Here is a 26,521-nt window from a genome sequence, read left to right on the forward strand (position 1 = left end):
GGGTGGGCAAGACGCGGGTCGCGGTGGAGGCCGCGAACCGGATCGCGGCGCGAGCGCCCGGCTCGCCGCAGGGTTGGTTCCCCGATGGGGTTTGGCTGGTCGAGCTCGCCGACCAGCGCGGGGGCGTGGCCGACCTCGTGCAGGCGGTCGCGGCCACGCTCGGCCTCAGCAGCGACGTCCCAGCCGGTCCGCCGGGCCCCGGTACGCCCCGGGCGCCCGCCGACCGGCTCGCCGCCGCCCTGCGCGAGCGCCGGATCCTGCTCGTGCTCGACAACTGCGAGCAGGTCATCGAGCCGGCCGCCGAACTCGCGGACCTGCTGCTGCGCGCCGCGCCGGGGGTGAGCGTCCTGGCCACCAGCCGGGAGCCGCTCGGCCTGGCGGGCGAGACCGTGTACCTGGTCGAGCCGCTCCAACCCGCCGACGCGATCCGGCTGTTCACCGAGCGGGCCACCGCGTCCGCCCCGGGCTTCGCTCTCGACGGCGAGACCCGCGAGGCGGTGGCCGAGATCTGCCGCCGCCTCGATGGCATCCCGCTCGCGCTCGAACTGGCGGCGACCCGGGTGCGGGGCCTGGGCGCGCGGGAGCTGGCGGCGCGGCTCGAGGACCGGTTCCGGGTGCTCACGGCCGGACAGCGGGGCGCCCCGGCACGGCAGCGGACCCTGCGGGCGATGATCGACTGGAGCTGGGAACTGCTCAGCGAGCCGGAGCGGGTGGTGCTGCGCCGCCTGGCCGTACCCGCCGGCGGTTGCACGCTGGACGCGGCCGAGGCGGTGTGCGCGGGGGCAGGAGTGCCCCGCGAGGAGGTGCTCGACCTGGTGACGCGCCTGGTCGACCGGTCCTTGGTGGTCATGGCCGACAGCCCGGCGGGGCCGCGCTACCGGCTGCTCGAATCGGTGGCCGCGTACGCCACGGAGCGCCTGCGCGAGGCGGAGGAACTCGCCCGGGTCCGCGAGCGGCATCTGCGCCACTACCTGGACCTCGCCGAACAGGCCGAGCCCCAGCTCCGCGGTCCGCGGCAGCAGGCGTGGCTCGGCCGCCTCGACGCGGAAGCCGCCAACTTCCGGGCGGCGCTCCAGGAGGCAGTCCTGCCGGATGCGGCCGCCCGGCTGGCCACCGCCCTGTGCTGGTGGTGGCTGCTGCGCGGCAGGCTGAGCGAGGGTCGCCGCACCCTGTCGGCGGTGCTCGCCGTCGCCCCTGAGGCCGCCGAGCTGCGCGTGCTGGAAGGCGCGTTCACGCTGCTGACCGGCGACCGCTCCAGCCCGCGGCCGTCGCCACCCTCCGGGATCGTCGCCCCGGTACGGCGGGGCCGGGCGTTGTGGCTGCACGCGTACGGCCTTTTCCACGCCGGGCTCCCGGACGCCGGCGAGGAGGTCAACACCCAGGCGCACGACCTCCTGGCCAACGATGAATGGGGCACCGCGGCCGTACTCGGACTGCGAGCCATGAACGCGCTGGCCCGTGGCGACCTCGACGCCGTCGCCCGGGACGGCCTGCGCAGCGCCGCGCTCTTCCGTAAGCTCGGGGACCGCTGGGGCGAGTTGCAGACCGTGTCACCGCTCTCCACGCTCGCCGAGATCAAGGGTGACTACACCGAGGCCGCCCGCCGCCAGACCGAAGGGCTGCGCATCGCCCAGGAACTGGGGCTGTCGGCCGAGGTCGCCGCCCGCCACTCCGGGCTCGGCCGGCTGGCGCTGCTCTCCCATGACTGGGATCGCGCCCATGACCTGCACGAACGCGCCCTGCGGCTGGCCGCGGAGCAGGGCTACGTCTACGGTGAGGTGCACGCGGTCATGGGCCTCGCCCTCGGCGCCCGCCGTTCCGGCGACCTCGACGCGGCGGAGACATACCTGGCTCGGCTCCGCGACGAGCTCATGTCCTCGACGGCCGGCGAGCACCTGCTGCTCGTCGAGCTGGGCTTCACTGCCGAGCTGCGCGGGGACGCGGCGCGCGCCGCCGACTGCCAGCTGCGCGGGCTGGAGGTCGCCCGTTCGATCGGGGAGCCGCGAGCAGTGGCCCTGTCCTTGGAAGGACTGGCGGGCGCGGCGGCGCTGCCCGGGGACGCGAGCCGCGCCGAGAGCGCGACGCTGCTGCTCGGCGCGGCGGACGCGGCACGGCGAAGCGTGGGCGCGCCGCTGCCACCCGCCGAACGTGGTGACGTGGATCGGATCACGGCGACGACGAGAGCCGTCCTGGGTGAGGCCGCGCACGCCGAGGCGTTCCTGCGCGGCACGAAGCTGACCCCGCAGGAAGCCGCGCACCTCGCCCGGACGACGCTGTCCGGCGCGTCCTGACCGCGTGCTCTGAGTGGCTTGGCCGTACCGGCGAGGATCTCGCGAGCGCCCGGGTGCTGCCCGCCCGAGTCGACGCTCGGCCGTAACGCCTGCCGCACCTTCGAGCAGGCTCCGACGAATCCGCCCATGACCTGAGGGGATGGCGGGGTGCCGTTGAGCGCGGCACCCCTACCTGATCGCGGCCAGGTCCAGGACGTACATCTCGTTCTTGATCGGGTAGGTCACCAGGCGGTCGAGGCCGCTGTCGGGGATCGCCATGCTTCCTTTCGCATCCGGCCGTATGCCGAGATCAGCGGACCTGCCGGTGTCGGCGTCATACAGCGTCACGACGGCCTGGTTTCCCGGTCTCCACAACGTGACCTTGAAGAAGCGCTCCAGGCCGGCCTCGCCGCCCGGCTGGAAGCGGCTCGGCAGTTCGCGCTCCTGGGAGCCGTCCCGGTCGCGGACGAACCTACGCAGGATGGTGCGGGTCTGCACCGTGTCCGGGCAGCGGCGAGTGCCGCACTTCATCTCCTTGCCGGAGCGGTCGTGGGGGCGTTTGACCTTGACGGTCTTGTATCGCACGGCCACGCCCGCGCACCGGTCGACGCCGCACCTGACCTCCTCGTCGGCCTTGACCACGGCGTCGCGCCGCTCTCCGGTCTCGACGTTGAGCAGCTCGCGGAAGATCGCTTTTCCGCGGTGGACGCCCACCCACGGCCACTGCAGGATGTGGTGCCGCTCGGCGCCTTTCACCGGCTGCGGCGAGCCCCCGCTCAGTGGCACCCGGTAGACCCCGCCCTTCTCGTAGGCGAAGACCACGTCCGAGCCCGTTACCGCCAGCCCGTTGATGTGCCCCTGCTTCATGACGTTTCCGAGGGGGACGTCGGTCACCGGCCGAGGCCGGCCGCCGGTGGCCGGCACCGTCCAGATCCGGGCGACCCGCGGGCTGCCCGCCTCCTTGTAGGACGCCCACCACACGATGTTGCCGCCACCGGCGGCGACGCCGTCGGCGAAGATCGCCGATCCCTTCGTCGGGGGGATCTCGGCGATCCGCCTGGGTTGGCCGGTGCCCAGGTCGTAGCTCCACAGGAACTGACGCTTTCCGTCACTGACGCCCGTCATGACCAGCAGCGTGTGCTCGTCGAGGAGTAGCTGCGGGTAGTACGCGCGGCCGTCGGGCAGCTTGGCAGGGATCTTGTGTACGGCCTGCGGCCACACCTTCTCGATGGGCGGCGGAACCTTGTCTGCCGACGGCTCGGTCTCGCCGGTCGCGCTGACCGCGGGGTGCGGCTCGGCCGACGCGCCCAGGGCGCTCACCGCCGCGCCCACCCCGCCTGCCACCAAGACCACGGCCGCGGCCGCGCGCACGGCAGCGGTACGGGCCCGCCGCCGGCGAAGGCGCGTCTTGACCGTCGCGACCAGCCCGGCCGGCGCCTGCGGCGCACGATGCGCCGCCCCAGACAGGACGCGGCTCAGCTTGTCTTCCAGGTCGGTCATCGCATGCTCCTGTGGGTCGCCGGTGACGAGGAGAGGGAGGAACGCAGCTTGTCCAGGCCCCGGAAGGCCTGGCTGCGCACGGTTCCGGGAGAGATGCCGAGCACCTGGGCGATCTCCGTGTCGCTGAGCTGTTCGTAGTAACGCAACACCAGCACGGCACGCTGTCTGCGGGGCAGCGCGGCCAGCTCTTCCCAGAGACCCTGTTCCTCGTCGGGAGGGAAGACTTCGTGGTGAACCCGTTCCGGCGGCTCTCTGGTGAGGTGTTCACGCCTGCGCCGCCGCCAGACGCTGATGTGTAACCGTGCCATCGTGGTTCGGACGTAGCTGTGCGGGCTGTCCTTGTGTCTCACCCTCGGCCAGGCGCCGCACAGCCGTACCAGAGCTTCCTGGACCAGGTCGGCGGCGTCATGAGGGTTTCCGGTCAGGACGTATCCGAAGCGGAGCAGCGTGTCCGTCTGCTCTGCCACGAAGTCGTCGAAGCCGGGTTCGTCATCCACTTGTGGTCCCTTCGGTAGTCACGTTCCAGACGGCCGAAGGGACGAAGATGTTGCATCGCTCGGCGAACGTTTTCCGTTTCTTGGCGCCACTCGTCTGCTGTCAGAGCGACGACGAACGGGGGCGGCGTGGTCTTGCTGCGTATCCGCCACCGCTGTGCGTGCGCGCTCGGCGCGCCTTCGGGCCGGTCTCGGCATCCGCGTGGCGCGACGGGCTGGCCGTCGCCGTGGCGCTGTGGCCGTTTCTGATGCTGGTCGACGCGCTGGCGACCGAGCTGTTACAGATGGGCGAGGCGCTGTACACCGCGGGCGGCGCGATGCTGGAGCGGCCGGCCTGGACTCCCTTCATGGCAGACAGCGTTGTGGTCGCAGCCCTGCCAGTGCTGGCCGTGGTGCTCGGCCGCTGGTGGATCGCCGCGCTCGGCGCCGGCGTGTTCGTGTGGCATCAGGCCGCGCACCCGCGCCTGCTGGATCTGGACACCCTGCTGTTCCCGAACCACGGTCCGGTCCTGCTGGCCAAGGTCATGGTGATCGTCATCGCCTGCATTCCCGCGGCGCACCGCGCGATCAGACGCATCCCCCACGCCTTCCTCGCGTGGGGGCCGATCGCTGTGGCCGGATTGGCCGCCAGCAAGGCCATCGTGCGCTGGGTGGATGTGATCGCCTACCGCGACATCGTGACGTGGAAACCCGTGCCGTGGCTGGTCGTAGTCGCGCCGGCGGCCGGGTATACGTGCCGGTCGGCCGTCGGGCGGCGGGCCGCGCTGTACTTGTTCCTGCCTGCGGCAGCTCTCGGCGACCTGGGTGACCTGCTCTTCGTGCCCACCTCCATCGCCCTCGCACAGATCGGCTGCGTGGCCTTGGCCTTCGCTGTCACGGCCGCCGTGACGCGGCGCCGGAACGGCCCGGCCGCAGCGGCGCCTCATTGTTGAAGGCCGGCGTCAAGTCGGGCTCGCACAGGCTGCCGCGGGAGATGTCATGGTCAACGGCGTTTTCCGGGGTGCTCCCGCCTGTGCCGGCCGCCTGGGTGTGGGCGGCCGGCACAGGCGGGGATGGGGTCAGGCCAGGATGCGTGTGTAGCCGCTCCAGCCGTGGCCGACCTCGCGTGGGTCGCCACCCGTATACGGCTGGCCATCGTCGCGGACGAAGTTGTTGCTGTAGAGCAGCATCCTGCCGCTCGCATCGACCGCCAGCAGATCGGTGAACCCGTCACCGGTCACATCCGCCGGAATGATCCTGGTCGAACCACTCCAGCCATGGCCGACCTCCCGCGGCTCACCACCCGAATACGGCTGACCATCATCGCGGACGAAGTTGTTGCTGTAGAGCAGCATCCTGCCGCTGGCGTCGACGGCAAGCACGTCAGCGTACGAGTCACCCGTAACGCTGTTGCCGACCATGGTCTCGCAGCCGTTCTGGCTCTCGACGTTGCGCCACTCGCCGCCGGGAGCGGGGCCGTACGCCTTGCCGTCGAACACGGCCGTGACGCGCTCAGCGCCCTCGAAGCCCCAGGAGGCGCTGCCGTCGCCGTTGGCGTCATAGCCCTGCTCGTAGTGCAGGTGCGGGGTTCCGTTCGAGGTGGGGCCGGTGTGCCCGACGCGCCCGATGACCTGCCCCTGCGTGACCCTGTCGCCCACGCTCACGGCACGCGACTGCAGGTGGATGTAGGTGGTGAAGTAGCCGCCACCATGGTTGATCTGGATCGTGTTGCCGGCGTTGCTGTGGTAGTACGACTGGTTCACCGTGCCGGAGGCCGGGGCGACCAGCACCGAGCCTTCGGTTTCCGATTGCGGTTCGCGAACCATGTCGAGGGCGGGGGCGTGCGTGGAGTCCCAGGTGTTCAGCCGCCACTTCTGGCCGCAGGGAAAGGGCAGCTGGTAGTTCGGGGCTGCTGAGGCGGGAACGGATGTCGCGACCACACCACCGGCCACGACGGTCAGGAGCATGGCCGCGCTTGCTAAGCACCTTTTCAGCATGTCGTTCCCTTCACGGGGGGTTGGGGCACGACTTCACACGCGGAGGAAGCTCCATCGTGCAAGTCGAGCGCTACTCAAAGTAGGCTCTGGCGGTATAGGCCCGGTATGTCGCGGCATGCCCAGGCCAGAACAGGCAGCGGGCGGAAAGCACGAGTGATTGGCCCGCTCGAAAGCTAACGTGGCGCTTTCCAATGGTGTACGGCAATCGCCGCCCCGAGGGTGAGGGCCGCATATCCGCAGGTCACGGTCAAACCTGCCCATGGCGGAAGCGGGTGATAGCCGCCGAGCAGTGACGGGTCCACGTCCACATGCGCGAAGGTGGGGACGCTCTGGGTGATCGCGAACCCGGCGGCAGGGGTGACCATCAGCAGCCATGGCGCCAGACCGGCGGTCGCCGGCAGGTAGGGCACGACGACCAGCACGATGGCCAGCCCGATGGCGACGACGCTCCGTTCGACCAGCGAGGCCAGACCCAGAGCCAGCACGGCGGCGGCTGCGGTCAGCGCCGCGAAGCCGACGATCACCCGCAGCTCGGTACCCAGGGTGATCGGCTGGATGGGGTTCTGATTGGCCCGCAACAGCGCCAGGCCGGCAGGGACCACGACCCCCGAGGTCACCAGCCCCCCCGCGAACGCGACCGCGCCGACCACCGCGGCCTTGGCCGCCAGCAGCCGCGCCGGATGCGGCCCGGCCGGAAGGCCGTTCCCGATCGGCCCGCGCCGGCGTTCCGCGGTGAGGAACATGACCGCGGCCACGAGCACCGGGATCAGCCCCAGTCCCCCGCCGATCAGCATGAGGTCGGCGCGTAGACCGCCCTCTACGGTGGCGGGGCCGATATCACCGCCCCCGGTCACGACGAGCTTGTCGCCGGACTCGACGGCCCCGCCCGGGTGATGCGGGGTCCTGCCGTCGGACTCCATGGCGACGCCGACGTCGTCGCGGCGCCACGAACCGTTCGCGCCCTGCAGCTTGATCCGGTCGAAGGTGGCGGTGGCCTGGGCGAAGGCTTTCGCCATGTCCCACAGGGCGCCTGGTGACGTGGCGAACAGCCCGACCTCGACCGTCTCCGGCAGCCCGGTCAGCTCGACCGTGCCGACCTCGGTCCACGTCCTGCCGTCGTCCGACTCGTAGCCGGTGACGGTGTCGCCCGACCTGGTCAGCCGTAGCCACTGGGGGCCATTGTGAGGACCGCCGGGCACGTCGTGGACGTAGTTGTGCTGCATCCGCACGCCGTGAGCTCCGGTGAGCATGACGGCGGCATACGGTGTGCCCTGTTCGAGGCTCTGCCTGACGAGGAGCCCGGCCTTCGCCCATGGCACCACCCCCTCCTTGATGTTGCGCACCCCGGGTACGGCGTCCGGCAGCCGGATCTGACCGGTCATGTCCGACACGCGGGCCGTGATGCTGCCGTTGCCCGTGAGCGGCTGGTGCACGAAGTAGTACTTGTCGTTCACCGCCGTACCGTCGGGACCCACCAAGGGCGCGGGGCAGGGGCCCTCCCCCTTCCCGGTGACGCAGGCGCTGCGGGCACCGCCGGCGATCAGCAGGCCGAGCGACACGGTGACCAGCACGGAGGCCGCCATGGCGAGCACGCAGCCGCGCGCGGAGCGGAACTTGGCCCACTCCGCGCGCAGCATCTGGGAGAAGCCGTCCCGCCCGGCCCGTTGGCCGGATCGGTGAGGCGTGGATGAACTCATGCCGACGGTTGTACGCGGCCCCCGGTCCCAGCCAGGTCGCAGCGGCTGCGACCTGGCTGGAACCGGGGATCTGGCATCGTTGACCCATGGCACCTCGACCCGGCGGCCGGTTCGGCCGCCCCGGCCGCACGACGACCGGCGGTGAAGGGCGGTGAGAGTCCTCGTCGTCGAGGACTTCGAGGTCCTCGCCCGCGCCATCGGCACCGGGCTGCGCCGCGAGGGCATGGCCGTCGACGTCGTCCTTGACGGAACCGCCGCCCTCGACCGCCTGACTGCCACCCGCTACGACGTGGTGATTCTCGACCGCGACCTGCCCGGCGTCCACGGGGACGAGCTCTGCCGGCGACTGGCCCACGGCCGCTGCCAGACCCGCGTACTCATGCTCACCGCCTCCGGCACGATCGAGGATCGTGTCGACGGGCTGAGCCTCGGCGCCGACGACTACCTGCCCAAGCCCTTCGCCTTCGCCGAACTGGTCGCCCGCGTCCGTGCCCTGGCCCGCCGCGCCGTCCCGCCGCTCCCGCCGACCCTGGCATTTGGGGACATCGCCCTCGATCCGGCCCGCCGCGTCGCGTTCCGGGCCGGGCGGCGCCTCGAGCTGAGCCCGAGGGAGTTCGCCCTGCTCGAATGCCTGCTCGCCGTGCCCGGCCTGGTCATCTCCGCGGAGGAGCTGCTCGAACGCGTCTGGGACGAGGCCGCCGACCCCTTCAGCAGCGCCGTCAAGCACACCGTGCACCGGTTACGGGCCAAGCTCGGCGACCCGCCCGTGATCGAGACCATCCGCGAAGGCGGCTACCGCATCGGACCGCCATGACCTCCCAGCGGCTCGCCAAGAAGTCCCTGCAAACGCGGCTCGCGCTCGCCTACGCGGCGGGTTTCTACGCCGCCGGGGTCTTCGTGCTCGTCTTCGTCGCCGTCCCGCTCGCCAGCATCGATGCGGCCGTACCCCAGGGCCGGCCCGCAGCGAGCGCGATCACTGCGGGTGAATCCGGGATCAGCCTGCCCCAGCTCCTCGCCGGCTCCGCCGTCGCGCTGGTCTTCCTGATTCCCGTCGCCCTGGCTCTGGGCTGGTTCGTCGCCGGCCGGTTCCTGCGCCCGCTGCGCGCCATCACCGCCACCGCCAGAATCATCTCCGCCGGAAACCTCCACCGGCGCCTCGACCTCGGCGAGCCTGCGGACGAGCTGACCGAACTCGGCCACACCCTCGACGGTCTGTTCGCCCGCCTGCAGGCCTCCTTCGACGCCCAACGCCACTTCGTCGCCAACGCCTCCCACGAACTGCGCACCCCTCTCGCCGGCCTGCGCACCCTCCTCGAGGTCGCCCTCGCCGACACCGGCGCCGACACCGACAGCCTGCGCTCGGCCTGCCAGGAGGCCCTCGCTCTGGGCGGACACCAGGAGCGGCTCGTCCAAGCGCTGCTCGCCCTGGCCACCAGCGAACGCGGCGTCGCCCGCCGGGACACCCTCGACCTCGCCCGCATCGTCGTAGGAGTGCTCGCCTCCCGCCGCGACCAGGCAACGGAGAAAGGCGTCGACCTCGCCGAACACCTGACGCCCGCAGTGACGGCGGGAGATCCGGGACTCATGGAGAGCCTCGTCGCCAACCTCATCGACAACGCCATCCGCCACAACCGCGCGGACGGGTGGGTGAAGGTCACCACCCAGACCTCTGGCACGCGGGTGGCGCTTACGGTCACCAACAGCGGGCCGGTCATCCCCGACGACCAGATCCAGCGCCTCTTTCAACCCTTCCAGAGACTCGCGCCTGATCGTCACGGCCACCGCGACGGCTACGGCCTCGGCCTCGCGATCGTCAATGCCGTCGCGCAAGCTCACGACGCCACCCTCACCACCAGCACACGACCCGAGGGCGGCCTGTCCATCACCGTGCAGTTCGCGCATGCATCTCTTCCGAGCCACCCCTGACGTCCGGGGAGGACCGCGCGAGGGCGGCATCCTGCCACCCGCCTCGAAGCGCTGATCACCCTCGCCGCCCGCCACCCCAGCCCATGAGGGTCCTGGTACGGGATTGAGCAGCGGCGCTGCAGCGGCGCAGGGCCGCTCCGGTGGGTGGAGCGGCTGGAGGTGCCCGGGTCGTTCATGAAGGGGGCATCGGATGTGATTGGATTGGTGACGCACCTTCGTACCGGATTGTCCTGGTTCGTTGGGCGCTCGCCGTGCCTGTCGTCATTCGATGTTCGCCGACGGGCCGGGCGGCCGGAGAATCCTGGCGGGTCATCACGCTCGACGCCCAACAGGCCGACGGCACACCCAGTAAGGAACCACTCGATGAGCACCCCGCACGCCTTCCCCCTGAAGCCCGTTGCGATCCACGTGTCCGACGAGGTCCTCGATGACCTGCGCGCCCGCCTCACATCGACCCGTCCGCCGCTGGACGAGGGGAACGGGGACTGGTCGTACGGCGTACCCGACAGCTATCTCCGTGAGCTGGTCGCCTACTGGCGGGACGGCTACGACTGGCGCAAGGCCGAGGCCGCCATCAACGTCCACGAGCACTACCAGGTGAGCGTCGCCGGTGTCCCGGTGCACTTCATGCGCAAGCCCGGCCGCGGCCCCCGTCCGATCCCGTTGATCCTCACCCACGGCTGGCCGTGGACGTTCTGGCACTGGTCGAAGGTGATCGACCCGCTCGCCGACCCGGCCGCGTTCGGCGGTGACCCCGCCGACGCCTTCGACGTCATCGTGCCGTCTCTGCCCGGTTTCGGTTTCCCCGGCCCGCTCACCGGCTTCCCGGACGTCAACTTCTGGAAGGTCTCCGATCTCTGGCACACCCTGATGACCGAGACCCTGGGGTACGAGAAGTACGCCGCCGGGGGCTGCGACATCGGCGGGATCGTCTCAAGCCAGCTCGGCCACAAGTACGCCGACGAGCTGTACGGCATCCACATCGGCTCCGGGCTGCCGCTCGACTTCTTCAACGGCCCGCGGGCCTGGGACTTCGCCCGCAATCGGCCCCTCACCGACGACCAGCCCGCCGATATCCGCGCCCGGATCATCGAGCTGGACCACCGCTCGGCGTGCCACCTCGCCGTGCACATGCTCGACGGCGCCACCCTGGCCCACGGGCTGAGCGACTCCCCCGCTGGACTGCTCGCCTGGCTGCTGGAGCGCTGGAACGCCTGGAGCGACAGCGGCGGCGACGTCGAATCCGTCTTCACCAAGGACGACCTGCTCACCCACGCCACGATCTACTGGGCGAACAACTCCATCGCCACGTCGATGCGCTACTACGCCAACGCCAACCGCTACCCCTGGGCTCCCGCCCACGACCGCACCCCGGTCGTGCAGGCCCCGGTCGGCCTCACCTTCGTCACCTACGAGAACCCGCCCGGCATCCACACCGCCGCCGAGCGGGTCCAGGCGTTCAGGACCGGCCCGCAGGGCGAGTGGTTCAACCACGTCAACGTCAACGCCCACGACCACGGCGGCCACTTCATCCCCTGGGAGAATCCCGACGCCTGGGTGAACGACCTGCGCCGAACCTTTCGCGAGCGCAGGCCCTGACCTCCCCAGGCGCCTGCGGCGACGGGCCAGGCGAACGTTGCCGGCTCTCTACCCGAACATCCTCGACCGGCTCACGGTGTCTGGGTCATCGACGGCATCCCAGCGGCGATGTGGTGGTGTGTCGGGTGGTCATCGGTGAGGGTCGAATGGGCGGGCAGGCGGAATATGAGGCGGGCGCCGCCGGTGGGCGCGTGTTCGGCGTGCAGGGTGCCGTGGTGAGCCTGTGCGACGGCGCGGGCGATGGTCAGGCCCAGGCCGGTGCCGTTCCAGCCGTTGTGGTGTGTGGTGTCCAGGCGGACGAACGCGGCGAAGATGCCTTCGTGGTCGGCGTCGGGGATGCCGGTTCCGTCGTCGGTCACGGTCAGTTCCGCGGTGTCGCCCTCCTGGCGGATCTCCACCTGGACCGAGTGGCGGGCGTGTCGCTGGGCGTTGTCGAGCACGTTGGCCAGCAACCGGTGGACATCGCTGCGGGCGCCCCAGACCGTCACGGCGCCTCTGGAGCGCAGGTTGATGCCGACCGTGCAGGGCCGACATGAGATCTCGGCCCGCACCAGTTCGGCCAAATCCAGCTCCTCACGCTCGCCGAGCGTGCCGGCCTGTAGCCGTGTCAGCGTGAGCAGGTCACCGACGATCGCCTCCAACCGTCCGACATCGCGGAGCGCGTGCTCCAGAAGGTCGGCCAGATCGGTCTGCGCGGGATGCAGCCGGGCCTCTTCCAGCCGCACCCGCAGACCGGCCAGCGGCGTACGCATCTCGTGTGAGGCGTAGGCGGCGAACTGCCGTGCCCGCTCGAGCCCGTCCATCATCGCCTGGTGCGCCGTACTGACACAAACAGGTGCGAGAGCCTGGTCATCACCGGCACGCGGATGATGTTCCCTCATCGCCTCGTTTCCTCCCTCCCAGACCGGAGCGGAGCGGAGCGGACGGCGGGATCCTCGTCGTCGGCCCTTCCACCCAGTCGACGAGGTCCGTCTGATCAGTGAGCCTTCACCGCCCGAACGGCCTGAGATGCACAAACATCAAGTACAATTGTACTGTACATATGTACGCCCATCAAGGAGGGCGACACACGCCGCCGACCAGGCAGTGCACATCCCTGAGGGCGCGGAGGTCCCCCTTGCGGTGACGGCGAGGCTGTTCGGCGGGCAGCGGGCTCGCGACCGACCTGGTGGCCGTCGCGGCCAGGCATGCCCTGCGTGGACAGCGGCCAGCGCGGCAACGTCTTGTTAAGTGTACAATTGTACAGTACTATTGTACTTGGCATTGGTACACCTGGGTGATCCCGGTGTGACGCATGGTAGGGGCAAGGTGGCACGCCGCAGCAAGGGTGAGCGTTTCCAGCACATGATCTCCGTGGCGATAAAGATCATCGGAGAGGAAGGTGTCGATGCCCTGAGCCACCGCCGCCTGGCCGAACGAGCCAACGTGCCGCTTGGTTCGACGACGTACTGGTTCAAATCTCGCGACGACATCCTCACCCAGGCGCTCGCCCGCTTCGCCGCCGACGAAAGCGTCGCCCTCGAGCATGGATTCGCCTCGTTGCGGGTGTCCACAGTCGACGATCTGATCGACGTGCTGGCGGGATACATCGCCCGCATAGAGGTTGAGGACCGGGGTCGTCTTGTCGCCCACTACGCCCTCTTCCAGGAGGCGAGCCGGAATCCCACGCTCCGCAAAGCTCTGCACGACTGGACCGAGCAGTGGGTCACGCTCCTCGCCGAGCAGTTGGCCCACGCCGGTGTCAAAGACTCGCAACGTCATGCGCGGGTGCTCATGCCGCTGCTGGATGGACTGCTGATCAACCACTTGGCTGATCCCGTCGATGATTTCGGCGAGGAAGTTCTGCGTCCGGCGCTGCGGTTGGTGTGTAGCGGCTGGTCGGCTTCCCGCAGCGACTGAGAAGCGCGGCCGCCTCAACCTCTCGGGTCGGAGGGCACTGTGACCACACGCCGGAACCCGTCAGGTGACGCGGCCACGTTGGCACCCAACCGGATCGGGTTCTGGGCCAGCGTAGGCATCGGGGTCGCTTCCACTACACCGAGCACCGGCATCGCGCTGGTGTTCGGGTTGCTGGTGGGAAGCGTCGGTGTCCACCTGCCGGCCATCGTCCTGGTCGGCTTCCTGCCGATAGCCGCGGTCACCTTCGCCTACCTGCACTTCAACCGGCTGGATCCGGACTGCGGGGCGAACTTCGCGTGGACGACCCGAGCCTTCGGTCCCCATCTGGGCTGGCTGGCCGGCTGGCTCGTCATCGTGTCCCTGGCGGTGGTCGTGGCCAACTACGCACAACTGCTCGGTGCGTACACGTTCGTGCTGGTCGGTGCGCACGACCTGGCGGCGTCGACGTCGGCGGTCACCATCGCCGGGGCCACGTGGATGCTCCTGCTCGGACTGGTCGCCTACCGCGGCATCACCCTCTCCGAGCACGTCCAGATATCGATGGTGGTTTTCGAGGTGATCGTCCTCATCGGGTTCGGCGTTGCCGCGATGGTGAGAGCCGTCAGCAGCCGCCCCCAGGGATGGCTCGCCCCCTCCCTGGACTGGTTCAATCCGATCAGCATCGGGAGTGCCAGCGCGCTCGCGGCCGGCCTGGCCGGTGCGGCGCTGCTGTATTGGGGATGGGACGCCACGGTGATGCTCAGCGAGGAGAGCGAGCACAGAGCCGAGAATCCCGGCCGTGCCGCCGTGCTCACCACCATCGTGCTGGTGCTGTTCTACCTGATCGGCGCAGTGGGAGTGCTGGCGTGGGCCGGTCCGGGGCGGATCGCGGCAAATCCCGACGACCTGCTCGGTTTGCTCGGCCCTGAGGTGCTGGGCAACGAACTGAACCGGCTTCTGGTGCTTGCCGTACTCACCTCGTGCATCGCCGGTGGCCTGTTCCTGCCCATCGGCGGCGCCCGGGTGATGCTGTCGATGGCCCGCCGCGGTGCGTTGCCGGCCGCATTGGCCACGGTGCACCACCGGTACCGGACCCCTTCCGTGGCCACGGTGGTGTTCACCCTGGTCAGCCTGGCCTTCTACCTCGTCATGACCATCGTCAGCGACACCCTGCTCGTCGACACGATCACCTCGGTGGGCCCGCTGGTCGCCGGCTACTACGGGCTGACCGGCCTCGCCGGTGCGTACTATTTCCGCAGCGCTCTGCGAGACGGCGTCGGGCCCGCGTTGTCAAAGGTCGTGATACCGCTGCTGGGCTCGGTTGCGCTGGGGTGGGTAGCGGTGAAGAACGCCACGGATCTCGCCGCCCCGGCCGCCTCCAGCGGAGGGACCATCTGGTTCGGCCTCGGCGCGCCGTTCGTACTCACACTTGTCATGTTGGCGCTCGGCGCCGTCGGGGCTGTTGTGGCCGGATTCGTCTCGCCGCGGTTCGTCCGCGATCCCGGGCCGGGAGACACACGCTGACACAGACCGCCGGTCGCGACGCTGCTGCTCCGTCAGGGTGTGGCCGCCGCACCGCCCTACCGGCTGAGCAGTGAGGTCGTGCGGAAGATGGACGGATCGGCGCTCTCCGTCACCGAAGGCGAAGGCATGGCTCCGCCGGGCAGTGGTGGAGATCACCTGCACATCGGTCAGGTGGCGGCGCGTACCGGGTTGTCGCTGCGGACCATCCGGCACTACGACGAGGTGGGCCTGGTGCGGCCCTCGGCCAGGGCGGCTTCCGCCTCTACACCGACCGGCTCGACACCGGCGGGGCGGTGACCCTGGAGGCGGCCGAGCGCGAGCAGATGCCGGCCCGGCTCGGTCACATCGAGCAGGCCACCCGCGAGCGCTGTGAAGCGTTGCGCACGCAGCTGAGCCGGGCCGAGGAGTTCGCCGCCAACCTGCAGCGCCGCACCGTCCAGCTGACCAGCGACACTGCCTGACCACCGGCAACGCGGGCTCACCCGCTCACGGGGTGAAGGATGGGACAGGTGAAAGACAACAGTCCCGGCGGAACGCGCCGCGGCTCGCGGAGCCGCATTCTGATCATCGCCGCGGCCGGCATGGTGGTGCTCGCCGTCCTGGCCGTCGCGGCCCTGGACAGCGGTACCGACGCCCGCCGCAGTGACCGTGCCGTGCCCGCCATCGAGTCGTCCGGGGCCGACACCGTCACACCGCGGGCGTCTCCCCGTCCGTCCACGGCGAGTCCCATACCGACGTGGGAGGGGCCGGCCGTCCCGCCGATCGACGAGAGCTTGGCGCGGGGCTCGGCGTCGGCACCGGTCACCATCGTCGAGTTCGGCGACTTCAAGTGCCCCGAGTGCGGCACGTTCGCGCGCCGCATCGAACCCGTGCTGCGCCGCCGTTACGTCGACACCGGGATCGTGCGCCTGTTCTGGCGCGACTTCCCCGCCAAGGGCCGAGAGTCCGAGCGAGCGGCCATCGCGGCCCGCGCCGCCGACCGGCAGGACGCGTTCTGGCGCTTCCACGACGCCCTGTACGCCGAGCAGTCCGCCCGCCTCACCGATGATCGGCTGCGCGCGGTCGCCGCCCAGGTCGGCCTGGACATGGCCCGCTTCGAGGCAGACCGGCGCGACCCGGAGCTACGGCGGGCGGTGGAGCAGGACTTCGCCTTCGCCACCCAGCTCGGCCTGCCCGGCACGCCCGCCTTCCTGATCAATGGAGAGCTCTTCTTCGGCGCGCAACCGCTGTCGAAGTTCGTCGAGGCGATCGAGAAGGCCCGCCATGGGTGAGGTCGGATACGCCGCGGCTTTCCTGGGCGGGCTGTTCGCCCTGGTCAGCCCGTGCGGCGCGGTGCTTCTTCCGGCGTTCTTCGCCTACGCCTTCCCCGGCCGCGGCGCGCTGACCGGCCGCACGCTGCTGTTCTACCTGGGACTGTGCGCCGTCCTGGTGCCGCTCGGCATGGGATCGGCCCTGGCCAGCCGGCTGCTCTACGGTCACCAGGACCTGGTGATCACCGTGGCCGGGGTGGTGCTGATCGTCCTCGGGGTGCTGCAAGTGCTCGGCCAGGGCTGGACGATCGGACCGCTGGAGCGCCTGCGCGGACGCGTCCGCGGGGACTCGCCGTGGGCGGTGCTGGTCCTCGGCGCCACCTCCGGGCTGGCCGGATTCTGCGCGGGCCCCATCCTCGGCGCCGTGCTCACCGTCGCCGCCTCCTCCGGCGACGCGCTGCGCGGGGCCGTGCTGCTGGCCGTCCACGCCGCCGGGATGGCGGCGCCGCTCCTGCTCCTGGCCAGCCTGTGGCAGCGCTACGACCTGGCTCACCGCTCCTGGCTGCGCGGCCGGGGGATCCGCCTGGGCAGGCTGCGGCTGCACACCACCACGCTGCTGTCCGGGCTGACCTTCGTCGCCCTCGGCGTCGTCTTCCTCGCTTTCGACGGCACCCGCGGCCTGACCCTGCCCATCCCGGAAGGCTGGCAGCAGCGCCTGCAGGAGTTCGCGGCCGCGGTCCAAGGCCGGCTGCCCGACCTGCCGCTGCTCGCGGCCGCCGCAGTCGCTCTCGTCGTGGCCACCGCCTGGCGGCTGGCGAAAGCCAGGAAGTGATCGCCCGGCAGCCGTCGCCTGCGGGCGGCCGGCCATCCGACCCACCCGTTCCCTCGCTGATCTCGCGTTCGACCTGGTCACGTCCGCCGAACAGCGCGTGGTCGCCCAGGCCCGCCGCGACGACAGGGGCCGTCAGACGGCCGGGACCGGGCACGAGAAAGCGCACGGCGTGCTTCCTATCCGACCTTGAGGGCCAGTTTCCCGACATAGTGATCGTTCAGGGCGCGATGCGCGTCCTCGACTCGCTCCATCGGGAAGGTCCGGGCGACGTGGACCTCGAAGAAACTCGCCTTGATGATCGCGTTCAGCCGATCGGTGGCGGTACGGCTCCGATCCCCGTCGTAGGAGGACACCGGCGCGCCCGGCGACGTTGCGGGCACGGGCAGGACGCCGTTCGGCCAGGCGATCCGTCCCGAGTTCTTGATCGCGCGAAGGGACCGTTCGGCTATCTCGCCTCCCACGGTGACCAGAGCCGCATCGAGCCCGCCCGGTGCGAACTCGTACGCCGCGGCCAAGACATCGTCTTTGCGGCCGTCGATGGCGTGGTCGGCGCCCAACCGCCGGGCCAGGGCGACACCGTCGTCACCCGAGGCCACGGCCAACACCCGGATGCCGTTGTGCCGCGCCAGCTGCACGGCCAGGTGGCCGATCCCCCCGCTGGCCCCGAAGACCATGAGCGTCTGGTCCGGCCGCAGGCCGAGCAGATCGAGGCCGCTCAGTGCGGTCAGGGCATCCCAGGCCATCGCGCCGGCCTGCTCGGTCGGCATCCGGTCGGGCACGCGCGCCACGTACTCCGCCTCGACGACGCCGTACTCGGCGTAGAAGCCGCCACGCGGCACCGGCATCGTCGCAGCGTAGACACGCTCGCCCACGTCGAACCGGGTGACGTTGCGTCCGGCCGCGGCCACCGTGCCCGCCGCGTCCCAGCCGAGGACATAGGGGAAGGTCGAGGGGACGCCGAAAGCGCCGTCGTAGTCCCCCTCCCGCTCGACCGCGTCCCAGGACCCGACCCCTGCGAACTCCACCCGGATGAGGACGTCGTCGTCGCCGACCTCCGGGAGCGGTATCCGGCGCGCTGAAAGTTCGCCGATTCCGCCGAAGCGGTCAAGGACGACCGCGTTCATCTGCGGCACCACGATCGCGCCGCCCGCTGTGCGCTCGGCTCTGCTGTCCATCGGCCCTCCCTGTTACTTGAGTGAATCAAGCATCATTGGACCACAGCTATTTGAGTCAATCAAATAACTCCTCTAAGCTGGCAGCCATGGCGCTGCCGAACGGACCCGTGGCCACCTCGTCCGAGGCCGAGGCCGTCCTGTTCGACCTGGTCGACGTATATGACCGCGCCTACGAGGCGGCCGCGGCCGAGGTGTCGCTCAGCTCGGCGCAGGCATGTGTGCTCGGACGACTCGACGAGCGACGCGGCATGGGCGCCCTGGCCGAGGAGCTCGGCTGCGACGCCTCCAACATCACCCAGATCGTCGTGCGTCTCGAAGCGCTCGGCCTCGTCACCCGCGAACCGAATCCCCGGGACCGCCGCGCACGACTCGTCGCACGAACTCCCCGAGGAGACGAGGTCAACCAGCGGTTCGCAACGGCCTTCACCTTCGCCCGTACGGCGATCGGACGGCTCTCACCCGACGAGCAGGATCAGTTGACTGCGCTGCTGCGCAAAGCACTGGGCTGACAAGGACAGGCGCCTGGGCGGCGACGGAGCAAGCCGGCGGTTGCGCGAGCTGCTGGGCTAGGTCGTGGCGCGCTGCCGGCGCGACGTGCCGGACGAGGAGGCACCCCGGGGGACGCGCCGACCTCCCTGGTGACACCCCCAAGTAAAGTCATGTCAATGCACATGAAGATCGCTTCGGCAATCATGTTCGGCGTCGTGGGCCTGCTGGTCACGGGGTGCGCGGGCGAGGGCCCCGACTCCGACGACGCCGCTGCCCGGCCGGCATCGGCTGCCACCGTGCTTCCGCAGAAGCTGGCCGAACCGCCCGCGATGCCGAAGGAGGAGCCGTCCCCCGCCGACGACGCCACGTTGAGCGAGAATCTGGCGTACGAACTGCGCCGCAAGACCCTCGACATGGCGAAGGCCGCGGGCGAGGTCACCGCCCAGTGCCCCAAGAAGGTGGCGTCCAAGAGCGGTACACGGGTCACTTGCACGACCACCTACAAAGGGCTTGAGGTGGTGTGGGACGTGAACATCGGCGAGTAGTCCGCCCTCTCGGACAACCTGGTCGAATATGAGGCCGTCCCGCGCAGGGGAATCCTCACCCGCGACGGCGTCGCGCGCCTGCTCTACGGCAACTACCGCGACAGCATCGACTATGCCCTCTGCAACGACATCCCCGAGGCCGTGCTCGTGCCGCTGAACGCGAGGACCACGTACACCTGCGAGGTCGTCTTCAAGGGCAAGCAGCCGACGGGATATGCCGACGCGGTGCGGGTTACCGAGGCCGGGCCGCGAGTCTCCTGACATACCGGCACCAAGAAGGGGCACGCAGCGTCAAGCGCGTCCGCACATGGCAGGGGTGTCCACGCTGATGTCGCCTGACAGTGGCTCCGGGCGAGCTTGTCAGGTCGCTGTCAGCGCGGACACGCATGGTTTGGGGCGTCACAGAACGCGGATCGCAGTGGCGATCCTTCCCCGAACGATGCAGGAGAAGTCTCATGGCTCATCCACGCCGATGGTGGATCCTCGGCGTTCTCTGCCTGGCGCTGCTGGTGCTCAGCGTCGACAACATGATCCTCACGCTGGCCATCCCCGCATTCATGCGCGAGCTGCGGGCGAGCCCGGCCGACGTCCAGTGGATCCTCGACGCCTACATCCTGGTGTTCGCCGGGCTGCTGATCACCGCCGGAAGCCTGTCCGACCGCTACGGCCGCCGCCGGCTCCTGATCTCCGGGCTGGCCGTACTCGGCGGGGCGTCCCTGCTGGCGGCGTTCGCCGATCAGTCATGGCAGCTCGTGGCGTGCCGCGCGCTGATGGGGGCAGGCGCGGCCCTGGCCATGCCCAGCACCATGTCCATCCTCATCGTCGTCTTCGACGCGAGCGAGCGGCGCAAGGCGATGTCGATCTGGGGCATGGTCAGCATGATCGGCATCGTGGCCGGTCCCACCCTCGGCGGGCTGCTGCTCCAGCACTTCTGGTGGGGCTCGGTCTTCCTGGTCAACGTGCCTCTCGCCGTGCTCGGGATCGTCGGCGCCCACGCCGTCGTGCCGGAGTCGCGGGGGCCGGCACGACGGGCCGACCCGCTGGGCGTGCTGTTGTCCATCGCCGGGATGGGCGCACTGGTGTGGGCGATCGTCTCCGTGCCGCACGAGGGCTGGTCGGCTCCGGTCGCGATCGCCCTTGGGGCGGCCGTCGTCGCCCTCGTCGTCTTCGTACGGTGGCAGTCCCGTACGCCCCATCCGATGCTGCCGCCGGCGATCTTCCGTGACCGCGACTTCAGCGGGGCCGCGGCGTCGGTGGTGCTGCTGGTGTTCTCCACGGCGGCGGTGCAACTGGCGCTGACGCAATTCCTCCAGCTGGTCCTCGGATACGGCGCGATGACGGCCGCGCTCGCCTTCGCGCCGCTGGCCGTGGCCGTGGCGGTCTTCAACCTGGTCGGCGCCACACTGGCCAAGCGCGTCAGCAACAAGGCGCTGATCGTGGCGGGAATGCTGGTGATCGCCGCCTCGCAGGGCATCTTCGCGCTGATCGGCCCGGGCGACGGATATCCGCTCCTGGCCGCGGGGCTGGTGGTCATGGGAATCGGCACCGGGCTGGCCACGCCCAGTGTCTTCGCCACGCTCATGGGCGCCATCCCGCCGCGGCACGCCGGGGTGGGTTCGGCGGTGAGCGACACCATCCAGCAGGGAGGCATGGCGCTGGGTGTGGCCGCGCTGGGCAGCCTGCTGTCCGCCGGCTATTCCGCTGCTCTGCCCCCAGGTGTGCCGCAGGCGGCCAGGACGTCGCTGGCGGAAGCGCTCGGTACGGCGGCCGAGACCGGGTCGGGCGACCTGGCGCAGGCGGCGCGTGAGGCGTTCCTGTCGTCCATGTCGCTGGTGAGCGCCGCCGCCGCCCTGCTGTCGGTGGCCGGAGCCGTGCTGGCCCTCGCCGTCCTGCGCCGCCGTACTCCCGCACACGCCCGTGATCGACGGAAGAAGGAGAGCCTTGCAGATGCGACACCTTGATGCGACGGCCTATCAGAGCGCCGAGAAACTCCTGCCGCACCACCGCTCCGCGCTGGTGCCCGGTGGCCGGGTCAGGCCGGTGTGGATCGACGGCGACGCCCGCTTCTGGTACCGCTCGGGCACGCGGTTCGTCCTCGTCGACCCGGCCGCAGGTGCCCGCGCGCCGGCCTTCGACCATGAGCAGCTGGCCGCGGCGCTGGCGACGGCGTCCGGGCAGGACGTGGACGCGGCGGCGCTGCCGTTCGCGGCCATCCAGATGAGTGGCCGGGCTGTCGAGTTCGGCGCGTTCGACGGGTACTGGCGCTGTGCTCTCGACACGTACGTGCTGGAAGGATGCGAGCCGCGCCCGGCTGCCGCCTTCGTCGAGACCGCCTCGCCTGATCAGCGGCACGCGGTCTTCCGCCGCGACCACGACCTGTGGGTACGCCGGCTGGCCGACGGCAAGGAATGGGCGCTGACCTCCGACGGGCGCCCGGACCACGAGTACGCCACCGCGCCGGACTGGTGGCAGAACTCCGTCCTGGTACGCAAGCTCGGATTCCCGACCATGCCCCCGGCGGCGACCTGGTCGCCGGACGGGACACGCGTGCTGACCCATCGCACCGACCAGCGGGGCGTGCGCCGTAATCACCGGATCGAAGCCCTGCCCGCGGACGGCGGCCCGCCCCTTCTGCACACGCAGCGCTACGCCCATCCGGGTGATGAGCGGGTGCCGCTGGCCGAGCTGGTCGTGCTCGACATCACCACCGGCGCCGTGGTGCGCGCCTCGGCCGAACCGCTGCCCATGTCCGTGGTCTCGCCGGTGATGACGCGCTGGGCGTGGTGGGCGGCCGACGGCGGCGCGGTGTACTACCTGAGCCGGCCGCGCGACGGACGCAGCCTGTCGCTGCACCGTCTCGACCCGGTCACCGGTCACGTGACGACGTTGCTGACCGAGACCGGCGCCACCCGCGTGGAGCCCAACCAGTGGGCGGAGGGACAGGTGCCGATGGTCGAGCTGATCGGCGGCGGGACCGAGGTGCTCTGGTACTCCCAGCGTGACGGCTGGGGACACCTGTACCTGTACGAGGCCGGCACCGGCGCGCCGCTCGGGCGGGTGACCTCCGGCGAGTGGGCGGTCCGGGAGATCCTGCACGTCGACGAGACGGACCGGGTGGTGTACTTCACCGCCGCCGGCCTCATCCCGGACGACCCGTATCGCCGTACGGTGTGCCGGATCGGGCTGGACGGGAACGGCTTCGCCCGGCTCACCGGAGACGATCTCGACCACGACGTGACGGTCGCGCCCAACGGGGCGTACTTCGTCGACTCGGCCTCGACCACCGCCACCCCGCCCGTGACCACTGTGCGCGGCTGGGACGGACGAGTGCTCGTCGAGCTGGAACGTGCGGACATCACGCGCCTGATCGCGACCGGGTGGACGCCGCCGGAGCGCTTCCGCGTCAAGGCCGCCGACGGCGTCACCGACCTCTACGGTGTGCTGTATCGGCCGCACCGCTTCGACCCCGCCGGGCGTTACCCGGTCGTCGACACGCCATATCCGGGCCCGCAGACCAATCGCGTGCACCCCACCTTCGACCCCGGCATCCTCGGCCACGAGGCCGAGGCGATGGCCGCGCTCGGCTTCGTCGTGGTCGCCGTCGACGGGCGGGGCTCACCGGGACGCGACAGGGCCTTCTCCGACGCCTCCCTCGGCAACCTGGGCGACGCCTTCGACCAGGCCACCGCGCTGCGGCAACTGGCGCGGACGCGGCCCTGGATGGACCTCGACCGGGTGGGCGTCGTCGGCATCTCCGCCGGCGGGCACCAGGCCGTGCGCGCCATGCTCGACCATCCCGACCTGTACAAGGCCGGGATCTCCAGTTGCGGGACACACGAGCTGCGGCACGTGCACGCCGGGCACGCCGAGCTGTACCACGGCATGCCCGGCGAGGCCGACTACGATCGGGTGTCCAACGTGGCCAGGGCCGACCGGCTGGCGGGCAAGCTTCTGCTGATTCACGGCGGCATGGACCCCAACGTCCTGCCCGACCACACGATGCGCCTGGCCGAGCGGCTCATCTCCCTGGACAAGGACGTCGAGATGCTCATCGTCCCCGGCGCGGAGCACCTCTTCCTCGGCTACGAGCACCACCTGTACCGGCGCAGGTGGGACTTCCTGGTACGGCACCTGTGGGGCGCCGAGCCACCGGAGCACCGCCTCACCCCGCTCGTCTTCGACGCCGACTTCCTCGCGGCCTGGTTCTGACCTCTCACCCCGCCAGCCGGTCGAGCGCCTGATCCCTGGGCAGCTGCGCGCCCCGGCGGTACGCCCGCGCGTACCCCGGGGCGCCGAGCCGTTCGACCAGAGCGGCGACAAGGTCGCTCAACTCCGGATCGCCCCGGTCGAACACCCCCCGGATCGCCTGGCTCATCCCGAGGGCGGTCGCCGCGCCGGCCGGATCGCCCTCTCCGAGCAGCAACCGGGCCAGCAGCTCCGCCGCCGCGGCGGCGTTGCGCGCGGCGACCGAGGCTCTGACCGCGCTGGGGAACACGCGCCGCGCCTCGGCCACCGCTCCCGCGGCCAGCAGATTCGCCACCCGCGCCGGCGCGACCAGCACCTCGATCGTCTCCTTGGGCACCGACAGCTCCCCTGCCAGCGCCTCGAGCCGGCCGAGCGCCTGCTCCGACTGCTCCCAGGCGCCGCCACGCCGGTGCAACTCGGCGACGCAGCACTCCAGCTCGAGCTCGCAATGCCGCTGAACCCGGCCGCTGACCGCGCGGCGGGCCGCCGCGACGTCCCGCCAGGCGCCGTCCGGGTCGCGGGCCCGCATCCGCGCGGTGGCCAGCCAGGCCCGATGCCCGACCTCCTCCTGCGAACCCAGCTCCGCGACCAGTGCGACGCTCCGTTCAGCGGCGTTCAGCGCCCGCTCGTGCTCCCCCTGCACCGAGTGAGCGTGAGCCGAGCCGATCAGAGCCATCGCCAGCCCATGGCGCTCGCCCACCTCCTCATAGCGCCCCAGGGCCTGCGCCAGCGCCGCGGCGCCGTCCCGCCAGTCGCCACGGTCGGTACGCACGTACGCCTCCACCCAGGACGCGCACGCCCGCGCCCACGGATCCCGGTGATCGCGCGCCCGGCGCAACTCGCGTTCCGCCAGATCGTCAAGGCGCAGGAAGAACGCCGCCGGCAACACCACCGGCACCAGGATCGGATAACGTTCCATCGCCCCGGAGCGGACACAGTCCTCGATCAGCGCGCGGGCCGAGTCACGATCGGGCAGGAACCCGCCGTTGTTGGCCAGCTCGCGCACCGCGGTGAAGGCCGCCCGCACGGCGGCGGGCAGCGCGTCGCCCAAGCCGAGCACTTCCTGCAGCAGCGACTCGGACCTGGCGTCGAACCGCGCCATGTTCCAGTACCAGGTGAGCGCGGGCAGGAACCGCGACGCCGAATCCGCGTCCCCGGCTTCGACGGCCATCCGCAGCGCGAGCACCACGTTGTCGTACTCGGCATCGAGAATCGCCATCGAGCGCACCTGCTCACGCGAGCGCAGCAGCGGCTCGTGCTCTTCGGCCAGCTGCCGGAAGTGCTGCACGAAACGGGCCACGACCGTTTCCCGGTCACCGGATCGGAGCAGCTCCTCCGCCGCGTACGCTCGCATCGTCTCCAGCATCCGATACCTGCGACGGCCCTCACCACTCGCCTCCACGACGGACTTCTCGACCAGCGCGTCCAGCGCGTAAGCACTGTCACCACCGGGGCACACCGCCTGCACGGCATCCTCCCCCGCCCCGCCGGGAAACACCGACAGCCGCCGAGCCAGCATCCGCTCGCCCTCCGTCAGGAGTTCCCAGCTCCACTCGACGACCGCGCGCAGCGTGCGCTGGTGGGCGGGCCCCGTCCTGTTGCCCGAGGCGAGCAGCCGGAACCGGTCATCCAGACGCCGCGCGATCTGGGCCACGCTCATGGATCGCAGCCGGGCGGCGGCCAGCTCCAGCGCCAGCGGCAGCCCGTCCAGCCGCCTGCAGACCTCCACCACGGGACCGGCCGTCACCGCGTCCAGCACGAACCCGGGCCGCACGTCGGCGGCCCTGTCCAGGAACAGCCGCACCGACGCCGCCCCGGCAGCCTCCTCCGGCGTGGCGGGAACCTCCAAAGGCTCTAGCTGACACAGCGCCTCACCGGCGATCCCCAGCGACTCCCTGCTCGTGGCGACGATGGTCAGACAGGGCAGCCGGTCGAGCAACTGGTGGGCCAGCTCCGCGACGTCCGCCACCAGGCGCTCGCAATTGTCGAGCACCAGCACCGCCTCCCCACCCGCGAGCAGGTCGACCACCGCGTCAAGGGGCTTCGGCGGGGTGGTCCGCCGCCGTTGCGCCGGCCGCGGGCCGGAGGTGCTCAGCGCGCCGAGCACGGCGTCGAGCAACCCGGCGGAGGTGTCCGCTCCCGCCAGGGGGACGAACCACACCCGTCCGCTGCGGCAGGTTCGGTGCCGGGCCAACGCCTGCGCGGCCAGCCGGGTCTTGCCGACTCCGCCCGGGCCGACGACGGTGACCAGCCGGGAGGTCTCCACCAGTTCCAGGATCAGCTGGAGCTCCTCCTGCCTGCCGACGAAGCTGGTCAGCCACCGAGGCAATCGAGGTTGCGCGGGTCCCGGCGGACCGTCCAGCTCGCCGCGGAGCACCGCCAGATGCGTCTCGCGCAGGTCCCTGGAGGGATCGACGCCGAGTTGCTCGGCCAGCTCGGCGCGCGTCCCTTCGTACACCGTCAGGGCGTCGGACTGCCGTCCGGCCGCACAGAGCGCGCGCATGCGCACAACGGCCAGCCGTTCCCGCAAGGGGTGCCGCCTGCCGGCCGCCTCCAGATCGGCCAGCACCTCGTCGTGCCTGCCCAGCCGCACCTCCGCGTCGAACCGGTCCTCGGCCGCCGCCACCCACAACTCCTCCAGCCGCGCGGCGGCGGCGCCGGCGAACGGCACATCGCTCAGGTCGGCCAGCGCGGCCCCCCTCCACAACCCGAGGGCCTCGCCCAGCGTGACGGACGCCGCCTGCGGCCGCTCGGCGGCCAGCTCCCTCCTGCCCCGCGCCGCCAGACCCTCGAACCTGTGCGCGTCCACGTCCTGCGCGCCGACCACGAGCCGATAGCCGCCCGCCCGCGACTCCACGGCCCCGACCCCGCGCAGGGCCTTGCGCAGCCGGGACACCAGCGCCTGCAACGCGTTGGCGGCGTCCCCCGGCGGGTCGGCACCCCACAGCCCGTCGATCAACGTCTCGGCGGGCACCACTTGTCCCGGCTGCAGGGCGAGCCGGGCCAGCACCATGCGCACACGAGGACCCCCGACCTCGACCGGTGTCCCCTCGTCGGTGAAGACCCGGACCCTCGAACCTGTGCGCGTCCACGTCCTGCGCGCCGACCACGAGCCGATAGC

The 26,521-nt window shown here is 71.0% G+C and carries 22 protein-coding genes; 15 read left to right on the top strand and 7 right to left on the bottom strand.

The window, feature by feature from the left end; genetic code table 11:
- Positions 1-2,291, top strand: a 2,291-nt coding sequence (locus tag E1292_RS51670) for an ATP-binding protein (RefSeq protein ID WP_165974916.1), incomplete at its 5' end; no start/stop codon positions are given.
- A 168-nt stretch (positions 2,292-2,459) separates the two neighbouring features.
- Here E1292_RS51670 and E1292_RS35830 read toward each other — a convergent pair.
- Together E1292_RS35830 and E1292_RS35835 are read right to left on the bottom strand one after the other, a co-directional pair.
- Positions 2,460-3,770, bottom strand: coding sequence for a TolB family protein (locus E1292_RS35830; RefSeq protein WP_132601716.1), 1,311 nt, complete (start codon positions 3,768-3,770; stop codon positions 2,460-2,462).
- Positions 3,767-4,267: a SigE family RNA polymerase sigma factor gene (locus tag E1292_RS35835; RefSeq protein ID WP_132601719.1), complete on the bottom strand. Its 501-nt coding sequence runs from the start codon at positions 4,265-4,267 to the stop codon at positions 3,767-3,769. Before E1292_RS35835 ends, E1292_RS35830 begins: the two co-directional genes overlap by 4 nt.
- Before the next feature lie 47 nt (positions 4,268-4,314).
- On the opposite strand from E1292_RS35835, the gene E1292_RS35840 reads away from it, so the two are divergent.
- Positions 4,315-5,196 carry a hypothetical protein gene (locus E1292_RS35840; RefSeq protein WP_132601722.1) on the top strand — a complete coding sequence of 294 codons (882 nt, stop codon included), beginning with the start codon at positions 4,315-4,317 and terminating at the stop codon, positions 5,194-5,196.
- A 126-nt stretch (positions 5,197-5,322) separates the two neighbouring features.
- Here the strand turns inward: E1292_RS35840 and E1292_RS35845 are convergent, their stop codons facing one another.
- Both E1292_RS35845 and E1292_RS35850 read right to left on the bottom strand, forming a co-directional pair.
- Entirely contained in the window at positions 5,323-6,210 is an 888-nt protein-coding gene (locus E1292_RS35845; RefSeq protein ID WP_165974917.1) for a M23 family metallopeptidase, read from the bottom strand.
- A 203-nt stretch (positions 6,211-6,413) separates the two neighbouring features.
- Entirely contained in the window at positions 6,414-7,937 is a 1,524-nt protein-coding gene (locus E1292_RS35850) for a DUF1349 domain-containing protein (RefSeq protein ID WP_132601726.1), read from the bottom strand.
- A 151-nt stretch (positions 7,938-8,088) separates the two neighbouring features.
- Here E1292_RS35850 and E1292_RS35855 point away from each other — a divergent pair, with 151 nt between their 5' ends.
- From E1292_RS35855 to E1292_RS35865, 3 genes are all read left to right on the top strand, one after another.
- The gene (locus E1292_RS35855; protein ID WP_132601728.1) at positions 8,089-8,751 is read left to right on the top strand and encodes a response regulator transcription factor; all 663 of its coding nucleotides are present in this window, start codon (positions 8,089-8,091) and stop codon (positions 8,749-8,751) included.
- Positions 8,748-9,863 carry a sensor histidine kinase gene (locus tag E1292_RS35860; RefSeq protein ID WP_132601730.1) on the top strand — a complete coding sequence of 372 codons (1,116 nt, stop codon included), beginning with the start codon at positions 8,748-8,750 and terminating at the stop codon, positions 9,861-9,863. The genes E1292_RS35855 and E1292_RS35860 overlap by 4 nt, the downstream gene beginning before the upstream one ends.
- Positions 9,864-10,226: 363 nt before the next feature.
- Positions 10,227-11,462, top strand: a complete 1,236-nt coding sequence (locus E1292_RS35865; RefSeq protein ID WP_132601732.1) for an epoxide hydrolase family protein — start codon at positions 10,227-10,229, stop codon at positions 11,460-11,462.
- 71 nt (positions 11,463-11,533) lie between these two features.
- On the opposite strand, the gene E1292_RS35870 is transcribed toward E1292_RS35865, so the two are convergent.
- Positions 11,534-12,343, bottom strand: a complete 810-nt coding sequence (locus tag E1292_RS35870; protein WP_132601734.1) for a sensor histidine kinase — start codon at positions 12,341-12,343, stop codon at positions 11,534-11,536.
- 376 nt (positions 12,344-12,719) lie between these two features.
- On the opposite strand from E1292_RS35870, the gene E1292_RS35875 reads away from it, so the two are divergent.
- From E1292_RS35875 to E1292_RS35895, 6 genes are read left to right on the top strand one after another with little or no spacing between them, the layout of a single operon-like run.
- Positions 12,720-13,361 (top strand): TetR/AcrR family transcriptional regulator, encoded by a 642-nt coding sequence (locus E1292_RS35875; protein ID WP_132601736.1) that lies wholly within the window; start codon positions 12,720-12,722, stop codon positions 13,359-13,361.
- Positions 13,362-13,400: 39 nt separating this feature from the next.
- Complete coding sequence (locus E1292_RS35880) at positions 13,401-14,864, top strand: APC family permease (RefSeq protein ID WP_132601738.1); 1,464 nt, start codon at positions 13,401-13,403, stop codon at positions 14,862-14,864.
- 39 nt (positions 14,865-14,903) lie between these two features.
- A complete protein-coding gene (locus E1292_RS56190; protein WP_439331929.1) occupies positions 14,904-15,161 on the top strand; it encodes a helix-turn-helix domain-containing protein in 258 nt (85 codons plus the stop codon).
- Positions 15,158-15,325, top strand: a complete 168-nt coding sequence (locus E1292_RS54325; RefSeq protein ID WP_246090565.1) for a hypothetical protein — start codon at positions 15,158-15,160, stop codon at positions 15,323-15,325. Before E1292_RS56190 ends, E1292_RS54325 begins: the two co-directional genes overlap by 4 nt.
- 48 nt (positions 15,326-15,373) lie before the next feature.
- The gene (locus tag E1292_RS35890; RefSeq protein ID WP_246090562.1) at positions 15,374-16,135 is read left to right on the top strand and encodes a DsbA family protein; all 762 of its coding nucleotides are present in this window, start codon (positions 15,374-15,376) and stop codon (positions 16,133-16,135) included.
- Positions 16,128-16,946, top strand: coding sequence for a cytochrome c biogenesis CcdA family protein (locus E1292_RS35895; protein ID WP_132601742.1), 819 nt, complete (start codon positions 16,128-16,130; stop codon positions 16,944-16,946). Before E1292_RS35890 ends, E1292_RS35895 begins: the two co-directional genes overlap by 8 nt.
- Before the next feature lie 176 nt (positions 16,947-17,122).
- On the opposite strand, the gene E1292_RS35900 is transcribed toward E1292_RS35895, so the two are convergent.
- Entirely contained in the window at positions 17,123-18,121 is a 999-nt protein-coding gene (locus tag E1292_RS35900) for a quinone oxidoreductase family protein (protein ID WP_246090563.1), read from the bottom strand.
- An 86-nt stretch (positions 18,122-18,207) separates the two neighbouring features.
- On the opposite strand from E1292_RS35900, the gene E1292_RS35905 reads away from it, so the two are divergent.
- The 4 genes from E1292_RS35905 to E1292_RS35920 all read left to right on the top strand — a co-directional run bounded on the left by E1292_RS35905 (position 18,208) and on the right by E1292_RS35920 (position 23,364).
- On the top strand, positions 18,208-18,630 hold the full coding sequence (locus tag E1292_RS35905; protein ID WP_132601744.1) for a MarR family winged helix-turn-helix transcriptional regulator: 423 nt from the start codon (positions 18,208-18,210) through the stop codon (positions 18,628-18,630).
- 156 nt (positions 18,631-18,786) lie between these two features.
- Positions 18,787-19,155 carry a hypothetical protein gene (locus E1292_RS53015; RefSeq protein ID WP_220447223.1) on the top strand — a complete coding sequence of 123 codons (369 nt, stop codon included), beginning with the start codon at positions 18,787-18,789 and terminating at the stop codon, positions 19,153-19,155.
- Between the two features lie 455 nt (positions 19,156-19,610).
- Entirely contained in the window at positions 19,611-21,116 is a 1,506-nt protein-coding gene (locus tag E1292_RS35915) for an MFS transporter (RefSeq protein ID WP_132601746.1), read from the top strand.
- Entirely contained in the window at positions 21,103-23,364 is a 2,262-nt protein-coding gene (locus E1292_RS35920) for a S9 family peptidase (RefSeq protein ID WP_132601748.1), read from the top strand. The genes E1292_RS35915 and E1292_RS35920 overlap by 14 nt, the downstream gene beginning before the upstream one ends.
- 4 nt (positions 23,365-23,368) lie before the next feature.
- On the opposite strand, the gene E1292_RS35925 is transcribed toward E1292_RS35920, so the two are convergent.
- Positions 23,369-26,521: AfsR/SARP family transcriptional regulator (locus tag E1292_RS35925; protein ID WP_342775737.1), on the bottom strand; the 3,153-nt coding region annotated here is incomplete at its 5' end.

This window comes from Nonomuraea deserti (genome assembly GCF_004348685.1).
GTDB lineage: Bacteria > Actinomycetota > Actinomycetes > Streptosporangiales > Streptosporangiaceae > Nonomuraea > Nonomuraea deserti.

What these genes read in the sequence shown, in the direction of transcription:
- E1292_RS35830 (WP_132601716.1), bottom strand. Translation starts at nt 3,770, where the DNA reads ATGACCGACCTGGAAGACAAGCTGAGCCGCGTCCTGTCTGGGGCGGCG.
- E1292_RS35840 (WP_132601722.1), top strand. Translation starts at nt 4,315, where the DNA reads ATGTTGCATCGCTCGGCGAACGTTTTCCGTTTCTTGGCGCCACTCGTC.
- E1292_RS35845 (WP_165974917.1), bottom strand. Translation starts at nt 6,210, where the DNA reads ATGCTCCTGACCGTCGTGGCCGGTGGTGTGGTCGCGACATCCGTTCCC.
- E1292_RS35850 (WP_132601726.1), bottom strand. Translation starts at nt 7,937, where the DNA reads ATGAGTTCATCCACGCCTCACCGATCCGGCCAACGGGCCGGGCGGGAC.
- E1292_RS35860 (WP_132601730.1), top strand. Translation starts at nt 8,748, where the DNA reads ATGACCTCCCAGCGGCTCGCCAAGAAGTCCCTGCAAACGCGGCTCGCG.
- E1292_RS35865 (WP_132601732.1), top strand. Translation starts at nt 10,227, where the DNA reads ATGAGCACCCCGCACGCCTTCCCCCTGAAGCCCGTTGCGATCCACGTG.
- E1292_RS35870 (WP_132601734.1), bottom strand. Translation starts at nt 12,343, where the DNA reads ATGAGGGAACATCATCCGCGTGCCGGTGATGACCAGGCTCTCGCACCT.
- E1292_RS35895 (WP_132601742.1), top strand. Translation starts at nt 16,128, where the DNA reads ATGGGTGAGGTCGGATACGCCGCGGCTTTCCTGGGCGGGCTGTTCGCC.
- E1292_RS35900 (WP_246090563.1), bottom strand. Translation starts at nt 18,121, where the DNA reads ATGGACAGCAGAGCCGAGCGCACAGCGGGCGGCGCGATCGTGGTGCCG.
- E1292_RS35905 (WP_132601744.1), top strand. Translation starts at nt 18,208, where the DNA reads ATGGCGCTGCCGAACGGACCCGTGGCCACCTCGTCCGAGGCCGAGGCC.
- E1292_RS53015 (WP_220447223.1), top strand. Translation starts at nt 18,787, where the DNA reads ATGCACATGAAGATCGCTTCGGCAATCATGTTCGGCGTCGTGGGCCTG.
- E1292_RS35915 (WP_132601746.1), top strand. Translation starts at nt 19,611, where the DNA reads ATGGCTCATCCACGCCGATGGTGGATCCTCGGCGTTCTCTGCCTGGCG.
- E1292_RS35920 (WP_132601748.1), top strand. Translation starts at nt 21,103, where the DNA reads ATGCGACACCTTGATGCGACGGCCTATCAGAGCGCCGAGAAACTCCTG.